The organism is Nonomuraea candida (assembly GCF_000725485.1).
GTDB classification, from domain to species: Bacteria; Actinomycetota; Actinomycetes; order Streptosporangiales; family Streptosporangiaceae; genus Nonomuraea; species Nonomuraea candida.
In genome coordinates this window covers 234540-246664 of the sequence record NZ_KL647033.1, presented here as the reverse complement: position 1 = coordinate 246664, position 12125 = coordinate 234540, and the positions used below count along the sequence as shown (strand labels likewise).

Annotated in this window: 10 protein-coding genes; 4 read left to right on the top strand and 6 right to left on the bottom strand. The window is 66.3% G+C overall.

Annotated features, from left to right (window positions below; all coding sequences use genetic code 11):
* The first annotated feature begins 11 nt into the window (after positions 1–11).
* Both IO39_RS49065 and IO39_RS49060 read left to right on the top strand, forming a co-directional pair.
* On the top strand, positions 12–1034 hold the full coding sequence (locus IO39_RS49065; RefSeq protein ID WP_043640849.1) for a hypothetical protein: 1023 nt from the start codon (positions 12–14) through the stop codon (positions 1032–1034).
* A gap of 10 nt (positions 1035–1044) precedes the next feature.
* A complete protein-coding gene (locus tag IO39_RS49060) occupies positions 1045–1452 on the top strand; it encodes an ASCH domain-containing protein (RefSeq protein ID WP_043641047.1) in 408 nt (135 codons plus the stop codon).
* A 663-nt stretch (positions 1453–2115) separates the two neighbouring features.
* On the opposite strand, the gene IO39_RS49055 is transcribed toward IO39_RS49060, so the two are convergent.
* The 4 genes from IO39_RS49055 to IO39_RS49040 form a co-directional block, all read right to left on the bottom strand.
* Positions 2116–2601: a GntR family transcriptional regulator gene (locus tag IO39_RS49055; RefSeq protein WP_043640846.1), complete on the bottom strand. Its 486-nt coding sequence runs from the start codon at positions 2599–2601 to the stop codon at positions 2116–2118.
* A 40-nt stretch (positions 2602–2641) separates the two neighbouring features.
* Positions 2642–3130: a GntR family transcriptional regulator gene (locus IO39_RS49050; protein ID WP_043640843.1), complete on the bottom strand. Its 489-nt coding sequence runs from the start codon at positions 3128–3130 to the stop codon at positions 2642–2644.
* 1360 nt (positions 3131–4490) lie between these two features.
* Entirely contained in the window at positions 4491–5147 is a 657-nt protein-coding gene (locus IO39_RS49045; protein WP_043641044.1) for a JAB domain-containing protein, read from the bottom strand.
* 940 nt (positions 5148–6087) lie between these two features.
* Entirely contained in the window at positions 6088–6804 is a 717-nt protein-coding gene (locus IO39_RS49040) for a GntR family transcriptional regulator (protein WP_043640840.1), read from the bottom strand.
* Positions 6805–8252: 1448 nt separating this feature from the next.
* Here IO39_RS49040 and IO39_RS49035 point away from each other — a divergent pair.
* Positions 8253–8708, top strand: a complete 456-nt coding sequence (locus tag IO39_RS49035; RefSeq protein ID WP_043640838.1) for a GNAT family N-acetyltransferase — start codon at positions 8253–8255, stop codon at positions 8706–8708.
* A gap of 87 nt (positions 8709–8795) precedes the next feature.
* On the opposite strand, the gene IO39_RS49030 is transcribed toward IO39_RS49035, so the two are convergent.
* Both IO39_RS49030 and IO39_RS55780 read right to left on the bottom strand, forming a co-directional pair.
* Positions 8796–9020 carry a hypothetical protein gene (locus tag IO39_RS49030; protein ID WP_043640835.1) on the bottom strand — a complete coding sequence of 75 codons (225 nt, stop codon included), beginning with the start codon at positions 9018–9020 and terminating at the stop codon, positions 8796–8798.
* Positions 9021–9635: 615 nt separating this feature from the next.
* Positions 9636–9797, bottom strand: a complete 162-nt coding sequence (locus IO39_RS55780) for a hypothetical protein (protein ID WP_157549927.1) — start codon at positions 9795–9797, stop codon at positions 9636–9638.
* A 1367-nt stretch (positions 9798–11164) separates the two neighbouring features.
* Here IO39_RS55780 and dapA point away from each other — a divergent pair.
* On the top strand, positions 11165–12082 hold the full coding sequence (dapA, locus tag IO39_RS49025) for a 4-hydroxy-tetrahydrodipicolinate synthase (RefSeq protein WP_084774784.1): 918 nt from the start codon (positions 11165–11167) through the stop codon (positions 12080–12082).
* Positions 12083–12125: the final 43 nt, after the last annotated feature.

The following is a 12125-nucleotide window of genomic DNA, read 5'->3' as shown; positions in this document are numbered from 1 at the left end:
GTGTCACAACAATGGCGGACCTCACCATCCCGGAGGGCGGCTTCTGGCCGGCGCCGGAGATCCCGCAACCCAACATCTATCCCATGGAATGGCGCGTGGAGACGGAGAAACTCGCCGCCATCTACGAGAAGTCCAAACGCGTGCTCTGGAACCCGGCCGACCTGCCCTGGGACGACCTGGACCCCGGCGATTTCACGCGGGAGCAGCGCCTGGGCATCATGTACTGGTTCGCGGTGCTGGCGAATTTCGACGCCTCGGGCCCGGCGGTGTTCGCCCGCGCGACCATCCAGGCCTTCGAGAAACACGAGGAGGACCCGGTCAGGAAGTGCTTCTTCTCGATCACCCGCGACGAGATGAACCACGAGGAATGTTGCCAGCGCACCATCGCCAAACTCTGGCCGGGAGGGCCGCTCGACTGGACCCCTGGCGACGATCTCGAAAAGGCCGCGCACAACAACATCGGCTGGCTCTACCACAACGGCGGCCGCTACTGGAACGGCTACACCTCCGCGGTCGGCAGATATTCGCTGCCCGTGTTGTTCACGAGTTTCATGATGGGGGAGATGGCCGCCTCCACCCTGTTCAGAGGCATGGCCTCGGGCACCGCGCACCCGGTCTTCAGCGAGATGTTCCAGCGCATCGGCCGCGACGAGTCCCGGCACCTGCAAATCTGCATGACCATTCTGGAGAACGAATGGCCGGGCCTCACGGACGAGACCCGCACCCTCATCACCCGCCAGCTCCGGGCCGGCTTCGTCTTTCTCAGCATGATCCTCTGGGAACCGCCCGAGGGTTTCTGGGACCTGCCGCCGTATTTCCTGAACAACCACCGCGTCCTCATGGACCACGCCCGGCAGGCGGGGCTGGGCGTGCTGTCGTACGAGGAGCAGGCGGAGAACTGGCGGGTGGCGATGGCCAGGGTGCGCGCGATCGTGGAGCGATGGGGGATCGCCTTCCCCGCCATTCCCGAGCTGGATCTGGAAGGCGTCTCCGTCGACATCATCGATCCCGAGGACATCATCCCGGTCTTCTAACATGGCCCTCATGTGGCCACGCATCAATGGGCTCAGAGTGCTCGAACTCGGCACTCCCGGCAGAGTCCGCACCGAGCTCACCGACCTGACGCTCTCCGGCGCGAAAAGGGCCACGGCCGGGTTGCTGCCCCTCGACTACGAGGCCGAGGGCGAGGAGGTGGAGCACGTCGGCGAGCGCCTGGTCCTCGTCGACGACTCGAATTCCCCCGTGGCGCAGGTGGAGATCACCAGGGTCGAGCTGACGCCGTTCGCCGAGGTCACCTGGGAGTTCGCGGAGGCGGAGGGCGAGGGGTACTCCTCGGCGGAGGACTGGCGGGAGACCCATCGGCGGTATTGGGCGGGGGCGGGGTACGAGGTCGACGACACCACCACCGTGGTCTGTCTCTGGTACCGCCTCATTCCTTTCCCCCCGACCTGACCCCATCGCCGACCCGGTCTTTCCCACTCGCCCGGGTCTTTGGCCGGCCTGACCTTTCCCGCTCGCCTGGGTCTTTGGCCGGCCTGACCTTTCCCATCCACGTGACGTTCCCCGTCCACCTGGCCTCTTCGCCGACCCGATCTTTTTCACCCGGCTGACCTTCCCAGCGGCCTGGAAAGCTCCCGTGGCCTGGCCAGCCACAGCGGCCTGGCGCGTTCCTGCGGCCTGGCCAGGCCCTCCCGCTTGATCAGGGCCCGCCCGTCCACCTGACCTTTTCGCCGACCCGATTCGCCCTCGGGCGTTCCCGAACTGGTTCGGATCCTGGCGTTGGCGCCGGTCTGTTACGCGAGCCGGCTTCCGACGGGCCCGGAACGGGTCGCGGCCCTGCGCCGTCCTGTCCTGGGCCGGCACATGCGCCGGTCGGTCGGTCGCTCAGGCGAGCGGGGCGGTCCGGGGTGACCCGTACGAGCGGTTCCCGCGCGAGCGGTCCCCGTACGAGCGGTTCCCGTACGAGCGGTTCCCGTACGAGCGGTGTAGCTCCTGCCCCACCTAGCCCTGTTCGCCGAGATGAGCCGGGTGTGACGAGATCGTTGATCCACCACGCATCAGGACACCACCGGGTTCTCCGGCAGCCCGAGCCCGTTCACCGGACCCGTTCGAGCGTCACTCGCCCGACGTCGGCCACTCTTCCTCGGGTGAGACGAAGCTCCCGCGATGCGGAACGCTGTACACCCACCCCTCATCACGCAGCAGCGAGATGGCCCGCCGCACGGTCTCCCGCGCGGCGCCGTACTCCCGCACCAGCATGAGCTCGCCTGGAATCTGCTGGCATGCCGCCAACTCGCCCCTCTTTATCCGCTCCCGAATTTCACCAGCAATATGCCGATAGAACGGCGACTGTCGCCCCAGAGACCCCTTATGTCCGGGACCGCTGACGAACGTTCCCTCTCCTTGCCGCGTGTGCACCAGCCCTTGGTTTCGCAGGACGCGAATTGCCCGGCGCGCGGTCGTACGTGCGACCTTGAACTCCCGCTGGATCTCCGCCTCGCTGATCACAGCGTCTCCGGGCGCGAGTTCGGTGACGATGCGCGACCTGAGGACCTCGCTGATCTGGAGATATAGGTAGGTGTCGCCCTCGCGATTCAGCACGCTTCAAGCGTATCCAAAAGCGCGACCATGAGAGAGGAAATCAAGAGCCCCGATTTATGGGCCATTTTTCTGGGTCGGCCACATATGTACCGCGATATGGCAGGGTGAACACCCATCCGAGTTCTCTGAGATGCGCGACGGCCTGACGTACGGTCACCTTAGCGACGCCATATTGCCGCATCATCGCTTTCTCTCCCGGAATGGCCCTGTTCGGTGCGATCTCGCCCTGCTGGATACGGTCGATGACCTCTGCGGCGATCTTCCGATAAATCGGCATCGTCTGAGGTGACCGTGGCGTACCGGGCAGGCCGACGAACGTGCCCTCGCCCTGAATCGTGTACGCCAGCCCCAACTCCCGAAGCTCCCGCGCCACGCGCCGGGCGGTCGTCCTGGCGATGGCGTACCTCTTCTCTAGAGCCGCCTCGCTCGGCACGGGGTCGCCGGCTCCGAGCTCACCGCGTTCGATCTGCTCGCGGACCAGTTCGGCAACCTGCTTGTAGATGGGTACGGGTCCTTGGCGATCTAGCACGCGGGGAGTCTAGACGAATCCCTGCAGCTCCCTCATGAGAGAACCACCACCCACCCCGACAAGCAGAACAGCCCTCCCCGCGACCCCCAAGCCCCCAGATCCCCGTGTCGCGTCGGCGCCATAGACACCCTCAGGCGCCCTCTGACACCCCAGCGCCTCTAGCATCTCCCCGGGGTGTCCGTGAAGTCGGCGGCCTCACCTGTCGAGATCACCCGCACCTCAGTCACTGCCAGTACCTCCGCACCTCCAGGACTAGGACCACCGGCACCCTCGGCGCCTCTGGCACCATCGGCACCATTGGCACCTTCGGTACGACTGGCACCATCGGCACGAGGGGCACCGCCGACACCGCCGGCACCGGCACTGCTAGCACCTCTGGCGCCGAAGCTCTCCGGCTGCGGAGCTTCCTTGGCTGCGGAGCTTTCCTTGAGTGCAAGGTCGCCTTAGCTGCAAGGCGTGGTTGCCCGGGCTGTGGGATCGCCTCGGCTGTGCGAGCGCCTGCGCTGCAGGGCCGTCTTAGCCGTGAGCTTTCCTGGCTGCGAGTGCACCTACTGACCAGCGCGTGCCGGGCGGGCGGGCGGGCCAGGCCGAGCAGCCGCCTGGGGCGGCGCCCAGCAACCACCTGGACAGCGCAAAGGAGAGAGCGTCAACTGGCAACGACAAGCGGTACATCCCACTCGGCCCTGTTTGCTCAGGTGGTCATGCATGCTGAGACCGTTTGTCTACCTCGGCAGCACGCCGGCACCCGAACAGCCGATCCTCCAAGCCGCGCAGCCCAAGGGAAAAATATGGTGACGGCCATCGCGGCCCTCCGAAGACGCAGCTCAGAAGGACATTGAACGCGATGGCCGCGAGCAACAGTGTGGCGCGTGCACCCCATGCGGCGGAAGAGTTTCGTGACCGGTGACTCCGACTTCTGTCTCGACGCCCAGTGAGGGTCGCGAGTCGGGCTGCCGCCGGGCGGAAGTCGCCTCCCGCCCGGCGGCAAGGTGCAGTCGGCACCTGGGCGCGGCCATGGGCACCGCGTTTGCGAACCGGACACCGCCGAGCGATGGTGCGCCCAGGCGACCGTCGCCGACGCACCGTGTGTCCGCGCATGAACCCATTGGACGGTACGTTCCCATGCCAAGAACATTCAAGGAATGGGGCCGCACCTGGGATCAGCGCGTGACCATGGACGCGGCCCCGTGCTTGCGAGGGCATGGGACCACGCCACGACGAGTAGCGGCCGGCTGACGTCCATAACGGCCTACCCGCGCCATTAGGTTCTCATGGTCGTCGCTTGAAAACTGCCGTTCGGCGCTATACGTGGGATCATGCCCTTTGGCATTCGCTGGTTCATAATCCGTGTGAAATAGTATTATATGGGAATGCGCCTCCAGGACTTACCCGCGATGACCACGTGATCGAGCAGCCGCAGCCCGACGGTCTCCGCAGCCTCGAGCAGCTTGGCCGTGGCCTCCAGATCGGCCTGGCTGGGCTCAAGCGATCCGCCAGGGTGATTGTGGGCGAGGCCGAACATCGCCCCGCCCGCCGCGAGCACTTCCGTGATCACCTCACGTACGGGCATCAGCGTGTGATCACTGCCGCCTGAGGTCAGTGTCGCACGCTTCAGGATCCGTCCACCGGTGTCGCACGCCACCATGACCAGCTGCTCCTGCGTCCGATCGTGCAGCAGCGACGCGCACGCCCGGGCCAGGTCAGAGGTGCTGGTGATGCGCTCACGCTCGGGCCACGCCTCCGCCCGGCGTACGAGATGGAAGGCCGCGCTCACTCGTGCGGCCTTGGCAGGGCCGATGCCTCGCATCGTCAGTAACCGATGCGGCGCGGAACGGCTCAGTGCGTCGAATCCTCCGCAATGCTCGATCACTTTGCTGGCCAGATCGAGGGCGCTCTCGCCGTGATGGCCGGAGCCGAGCAGCACGGCCAGCAACTCCCGATCCGCCAGCGCGGCCGCGCCGACGGAGATGAGCCGTTCACGCGGCCGATCACCTTTTGACAGGTCTTTGACTCGCATCTGCAACCTCCGCAACCGTTCTATCAACGAGCACCGACAATCTCAGCCCCCGCATTGCCGGTGGAGTAATGCGCTATTTCGACAAGCTGTGCACGCTTTATCCAGCGAATCCGGCACGCGTGGCGCACGCTGTCGCTATGTGGCGTACGTCATGTGCAGAATGCGGAGAATTTGAAGTTGCCCACAACCTGCGTCAATGTCATGCCGTGCCGAACGAGGTCGGGTCGAGATATCCCCACAGCACAGTCTGGCGGCGTCCCGCAGCGGGGTAATTCGTGACCCGCTTGGTGCTGTTCGCCAGATAAGCCATGCAGTGACGAGAGCGTTGATCCGCCACCTCCACGGGACGCCACCCAAACTTTGGCGCGCGACGGCGAGGCGTATGGGGCTACGCGATCGGCAAGGGGTGCCGCATCTGGTGTGCTGTGGCGGTCCATGGAGTCAGCCAGCCCAGTCATCAGAGGCCCTGGTTCACCAGGCCAGGTCCGCTGGGCCGTGGGGCCCCACAGTTCGCCCCTTGGGAGGCAACTCATGACCGCCTAGAAGCGGTCCTGGTGAGACGGCTCGGCGAACGATGGCGGGGGGCCTAACGGCAGGCGTCTGACGGTGGGCGCCTGACGGTGGGCGTCTGACGGTGGGGCGGCGGCCAGCGAGGCGGCGGCCGGCCGAGCGGCATCGTCAGAGACGCGGAGGCCGTTCCGTAGGGCGGCGTAGGTCCTGACCTACTCAACCCTGTTTGTCCGAGCGGGCCATGCGGCTATGAGAGCGTGAATCACTCGGCGGGCTTCACTGTGGCGGCCGGGCGGCGATGTGAGTTCCGCCCGGGGAGGAAGGGCGGCCAGCGCGCCGCCCCGGGGTTGAGTCGACGCCCCAAGAGCGGCGCGGGTGTGGTCGGTCGGGAGCTTTCCGGCAAGCCTTACCTCGCCCGAAAGCTCCCGATCTAAAGGGGCATGCTGTACATGACCCGGAACCGATCGCCCGGAATGACGATGTCGCTGGTCTCCACCGGGCGATCGCCCGCCCAATGGGTACGTTCCACGTGCAGGACATGCACGCCGGCCGCGAGATCCAGCGCGTCGCTCTCCACAGGGCGCGGAATGCGGGTGTGTACGCTCTCGACAACTTCCGTGATCTTTATGCCGTGCGCGTACATCCTCGCGACCAGGCTCCGCCGCTCCTCCTCCGTATGAGGTGCGAACTCCCGCAACTCGTACGACGTGGCGAGCTGAAGCGGTCTGCCGTCCCCGCGGAAGACGTAATGCGTTCTGGTCAGCGTGGCCGACTGGGGCAGGCGTAGGCGTCTGGCGATGTCGGGCCCCGCCTCGGCTGGTTCGCTGTGCCAGTCCCATGTCACGCGCCTGCCTTGGGACTGCAGGTCGGCGGCGAAGGGGGCGGGGTGATCGAGAAAACGCCATCGGTATAGCGGTGTTAGGTCGGGGCGTTCCCTGACGTAGTGTCCCGAGCCCACCCGGCCGATGATGAGACCCTCGCCCGCGAGCACGCGAAGCGCGTGGCGAGCGGCGGTCTCGCCGACCTGATATTTACGGGTCAGCTGCGCCCGCGAAGGAATGGGCGCACCGGGGGGAAGGGTGCCGTCGGTGATCTGTCGCCGGATGTCTTCGACGACACGCAGGTAGACCGGATCTGAGGTGGCCACTAGTCCATCCCTGGGGGTTCGTGTGAGGCGTTGCCCCATGTTGCCGTATTCGGCAGGTAACCGACCGTCATCGATGACTGCTGGAGCCCCAACTTTGCGATGGCGGAAAATTATCGGAGAAACCTTGTAACGCCGATGTAAGGGGTGCCGATTCTCCGGTAGAGGTCGTCGATGTGTGTACCCCCGAGCACATATCGGCGACCTCTTCCACGTCCGGCCCCTCATACCCCGGCACTCGACGTGATGAATGCCCTGGTCAGGCGCATGCCCTCACGGGTCGCCCGGGGCGATTCGAAGATCGGTTCGGGCCGAAACGCACGGGCGCCCCGCCGCCCTCAACGCTCCCGCCCACCCCGAGCGGTGATCCAGGCGACGCGCCACACCATCGCGTCTCTCTCCATGCACCGCACCCGCCGCGATCCACGCCGGCGATCCTCGTGTACGGCGGCGAGCCGCCGTGACGGGCGATGACGAGGTTCGCCCGCGCAGCGGCGAGGTCCTTTCCGTAGGCGGCAAGCCTCCCCTGCACCGCCGCGAGTTCCTGGCTTCGGCCACGAACTTCCCCTTTGTATGGAACGGTCACCAAGTCGCCACTGCCCGCGCTCAATGACGAAGTTCGTCCGAACGTGAACATGCGACACCGCCGAGCCTTCACCACCGACCCCGCCCCTGTCCCAGAGGCCGAGCCCCCGATCCAGAGACCGACCCCAGAGCGAGCCTGAGGCCACCCTCCAAGGCGAGCCTGAGCCCCGACCTCCAGGGTGAGTCTGAGCCCCGACCTCCAGGATGAGCCCGACTCCAACCTCGCCTCCGAGCCCGACTTCGCCACTGACACCGGCCTCGGCCCCGGCCTCGGCCCCGGTCCTCGCATCGAGCCCGACTCCGGATCCGACCGAGATCGGTCCCGCCACTGAAGCCGCACCCGGGCCCAGCTCCGAACCCGGCACCCAGTTCGTGCCCGAGCCCGGCCCTGGCACCGAGCCCGGCCCTGGCACCGAGACGGCCTTGCCCCTGGCATTGGTGGCGCCACTGACATCGGGACTGGGCGCAGTTCTGAGCCCGACCTCCGAGTCCGCGACTGACATCGGCCCCGGCTCTCGCACCGATCCTGCCCCCGAACCCCGCCCCGAGATCGGTCCCGCCGCTGAAGCCGCGCCCGGGCCCAGCTCCGACCCCGGCACCCAGTTCGTGCCCGTGCCCGAGTCCCGGTCTGGGCCGACGTCGGGCCAGAGCCGGAGGCTGAGATTGAGGCCGAGCGCACGCTCGACACCACGTGCTGTACACCGCTGACCGAGAACTGGTCACCCGGTATCACATCCGAGTGGCCGTATCCCGAACGACCGCTTCTCCCTAGGTTGTGACATTGCCTCATTCAGTCCAATACCTCCATCGCGAAGTGGCGCCACGACCGCCTCGCGCCTGCTGACCTGCACCATCGAAGGAAGTCCATGATCGAGATTGACCGGCTCCATCCCTCCGAGCGGGATGTCTGGGAGGGCCTGTTCCGTGGGTACATTGCCTTTTATGAGCGCGTCGAGCCGGATGAGATGTACGACCGGGCATGGCGCGAATTCCAGGCGGACACCCGATTGCACGCCCTTGGGGCGCGACTGGATGGGCGGCTCGTCGGCATCACGCATTTCTTCACCCACGCGAACACCTCCGCGCCCGACACCGACGTCTGCTACCTGCAAGACCTGTTCACCGCTCCGGAGGCCCGGGGGATGGGTGTAGGCCGCGCGTTGATCGCGGCCGTCACTGATTGGGCCCGTGATCAGGGCTGCTCCCGCGTGTACTGGAACACCCACGAGTCGAACAGCACAGCACGGCAGCTTTACGACAAGGTCGCCGAGAACCGTGGCTTCATCCGATACCAGATCGAACTGCCCACGAGCGCGTCCTGAGACGGTCCGGTTTGGGCTTCGTAAGCCTGCAGAAGACTCAGACCGGGCGGTCCACTGCCCTCCGGCTGACTGCGCCGGAGCGGCTGATCAGTGCATCTTGCGGCGTCGGAATTTGCGCTGCCCGCGCAGCAGCTCGGAGCGGATGGCGGTGAGGTGCTCGTTCATGTGGCGTCTCAGCCCCGCGAGCTCGTCGCCGAGGGCCGCCAGGTCCTGCCTCAGCTCAGCCCGCAGATCGATGATCTCGGTCAGCAGCAGGGCGGTGCCGACCGAAGTGCGGGACGACCATGCAGTACGGGTGATCGTGTCGATCATGTGGAGACGCATGATCAAGTTGAGGATTCGTGCCTCTGGGTTCACGCATTCCTGCCTTTGTAGCGGGAAGGAATCCCCGCGCCGGCGCCGTGGACGCGGGACTGACGGTCAGCACACTGGCACACGGATGAGGCCGGGTCGGCACATGAGTCCGTGGCCGGGTGTGCTTCTTTCTCCCGGTGCCCGGCGTGTTTCTCCCCCGGGATCTGATCTGCTGTCGGCTACTCAGGTGCGAACGGGGCCGGTCTGGGCGAATCGGGTCAGGCCGGAGACGCACCCGCCCCGCGACGCTCTCCGTCGCGCCTCTTGTCTTCCGGCGCGATCCTCGCCACACCGGTCACCCCGTTCCTCGGTCGCGCTTGCCCCGGACATCGCGAGCACCGCAAGCGCCGTAGGCCACGCTGTCAGCACATATCGCATTCTCACCCCCTTGTGCACCCTGGGCACTCCGGCTCGGCAGGGCTAGTACCTCCGGCACGCCTCGTCCCTTCACCAGCCTCGACACCCTCGGCAGGCCCGTATCCACGCCCGAGGTCCCCGCCCCCCGTTCTGGGCCGGTACGGTCGCGAGTGGGCCTTCGTCGTACATGGCTCATCTGGGCAGGGGCCAGGCGGGTCAGGAGATACACCGCTCCGCGGGACGCCAGCTGCCGTCGGCCTCGGTCGGCATCAGCGCTTCGGTCGTGATCTTTGCTTCCGATCGCAACTTCTTCAGGTCACCGGTCTCGATTTGCTGCGCCAACCACCGGACAGGCGTCACACTGTTGTCCGCGGCCATCGCCGTCCTCCTTCTTGGAATCGTTGCTGTGAAGGGTGAAGCGATGGCCGTCCCATTTCCCGCCCTACGTCTCCCGGCCGTCTCAACCCATACGTCACTGTCACACGTCGCAGTCGCCCGTCGCGGAGACCGTTGAGGGGCTCGGTTGGGCGAGTCCCGCGATGCGGTGCAACTCCTGACCCATCAGCCCTGTTGCCCAGGTAAGCCATGCACGACGAGATCATTGATCCACCGCCCGGCGAACACCACCCTCTGTTGCTACGACTCCGATTTGTGACGCAATCCGGAGCACGGCCTGCACCAGTGCTCACTTCAGTGTTTGCCGGTGTCCTCCCGCATCATGACTGCTCGTCCGCTTATCGGGGCGTGATACCTCCGCTCGTCGCCTCCCCGTGGGGTGTGGCCTCCTCGTGGGGGTGTGGCCTCCGCTTGAGGTGTGGCCTCCGGGGGTGGCCTCGCAGGGGGTGGCCTCGCAGGGGGTGGCCTCGCAGGGGGTGGCCTCGCAGGGGGTGGCCTCGCAGGGGGTGGCCTCGCACGGGGCGCGGCCTCCCCTTGAGGTTCGCTTCCCCTTGGGGCTCCTTGGGCGCGGCGCTCTCTCTTGCTCGCCGTCTTCCCAATGGTCGCCATGGGGTCGCGTCCCGCGGCGTGCGGGCCCAAAGGTCTTGCCAAAGCCGTCCATTGCGGCAAACCTCGTTGTGGGTCAGAAATCACCGTTGCGTTGCATCGCCGGTGATGCCGCCCGCACATCCCCGTGGCGGCATCGTCTGCTCAGCCCCGCGCGCGACGCCGTCTGCTCATGCGCGGGGGGTGGTGCCGTCCGTTCGCCTCCAGTGCGGTGCTGCCTGCTCATGCCTATGATGGCGTTGCCAGTCCATCTCATCCCTGTGGGTGGCGGCGCCTGGTCATCCCCTGTCGGTGCCGTCTGCTCATGCATCGTGAGGCGCGGCACTATCGGCGACTGCCAGTAGTCGCCCGTCGTCGACACGGGCCGCCCTCCCTAGGGGAGGCGCTGTTGGCTGATGCTTATGATTGGGGCCGGTCGCGGCCCCGCGTGTGACGGTCCTATGACCGCGGCCGTGAGGAAGCCGATCTGCTCCCCTTCCCTCCCTCGGATGCCTGATGGCCTAACCTGGAAGAGGTTCCTCGCGGTCTGGAGGTCTTCCAGGTGCGGTTGCGCCCCGCTGGGCGTGACTCTTTGGCCTGGTTGGCCGGCGGTGAGCGTTGCTGTGGTCTGCAGGTCTGCCCAGTCGCTTGCGGGCTGTTTGGTGTCGCCCAGATGCCCTCGAAGGGGGTAAAAAGCGACTCCAGGCTGGCGAAGCGGGGTGGCGAGGTCCAATGGATTTCCGAATCCAGGTAGCGTTCGCACTATGGCATCGCCAACTGGAACCACCGACGCGCCCTTCGGCCGTATGTTGACCGCGATGGTCACGCCGTTCACCTCTGACGGCGAGGTCGATTATGTGGCTGTGCGACGTCTTGCCACCTATCTGGTGGACGAGCAGCGCAATGACGGATTGATCGTCAACGGGACGACCGGGGAGTCGCCCACCACCTCGGACGAGGAGAAGCAGCGCATCGTCAGCGCCGTCCTCGATGCGGTCGGCGATCGCGCGACCGTGGTGGCTGGGGCGGGCACCAATGACACCCGTCACAGCGTCGAACTCGCGAAGCAGGCGGCCCGCGTCGGTGCGCACGGCTTGCTGGTGGTGACGCCTTACTACAGCAAGCCTCCGCAGGAGGGGCTGTATCGGCACTTCACCGCCGTAGCCGATGCAACCGACCTCCCCGTGATGCTCTACGACATTCCAGGGCGTAGTGGCGTACCGATCAAGACCGAGACCTTGATCCGTCTGGCCCAGCATGAACGTATCCTGGCTGTGAAGGACGCCAAGGGTGACCTGTTCGCCGCCAGCCAGGTGATGGCCTCGACCGATCTCGCCTTCTACTCCGGCGATGACCTGCTCAATCTGGCCTGGCTCTCGCTTGGCGCGGCAGGGTTCGTCAGCGTGGTGGGTCACGTGGTGGGTGCCGAACTGGCCCGCATGATCCACCTGCACAAGAACGGCGACATCGCCCAGGCCCTGGCCGTACACAGCCAGGTCGCTCCCGTGGTGGACGGCATCATGCTGCGCGCGGGTGGCGCGATCATGGCGAAGGCTGCCCTGAGCATGGTGGGAGTGCCGGTCGGTCCGGTACGGCTGCCGCTCGTGGAGGCGACAGAGAAGCAAATCGCCGAGCTGCGTGCTTGCCTGGTAGCCGGCGGGGTGAAGTTGACAGACGCATAGGAACGGGGAGGAACCGGGAGTTTTGAGAACAAGATCTGACCGT

Bases quoted from the DNA above. Each gene is read 5' to 3' on its own strand.
- IO39_RS49065 (WP_043640849.1), top strand. From the start codon at position 12: ATGGCGGACCTCACCATCCCGGAGGGCGGCTTCTGGCCGGCGCCGGAG.
- IO39_RS49060 (WP_043641047.1), top strand. From the start codon at position 1,045: ATGTGGCCACGCATCAATGGGCTCAGAGTGCTCGAACTCGGCACTCCC.
- IO39_RS49045 (WP_043641044.1), bottom strand. From the start codon at position 5,147: ATGCGAGTCAAAGACCTGTCAAAAGGTGATCGGCCGCGTGAACGGCTC.
- IO39_RS49035 (WP_043640838.1), top strand. From the start codon at position 8,253: ATGATCGAGATTGACCGGCTCCATCCCTCCGAGCGGGATGTCTGGGAG.
- IO39_RS49030 (WP_043640835.1), bottom strand. From the start codon at position 9,020: ATGATCGACACGATCACCCGTACTGCATGGTCGTCCCGCACTTCGGTC.
- IO39_RS55780 (WP_157549927.1), bottom strand. From the start codon at position 9,797: ATGGCCGCGGACAACAGTGTGACGCCTGTCCGGTGGTTGGCGCAGCAA.
- dapA (WP_084774784.1), top strand. From the start codon at position 11,165: ATGGCATCGCCAACTGGAACCACCGACGCGCCCTTCGGCCGTATGTTG.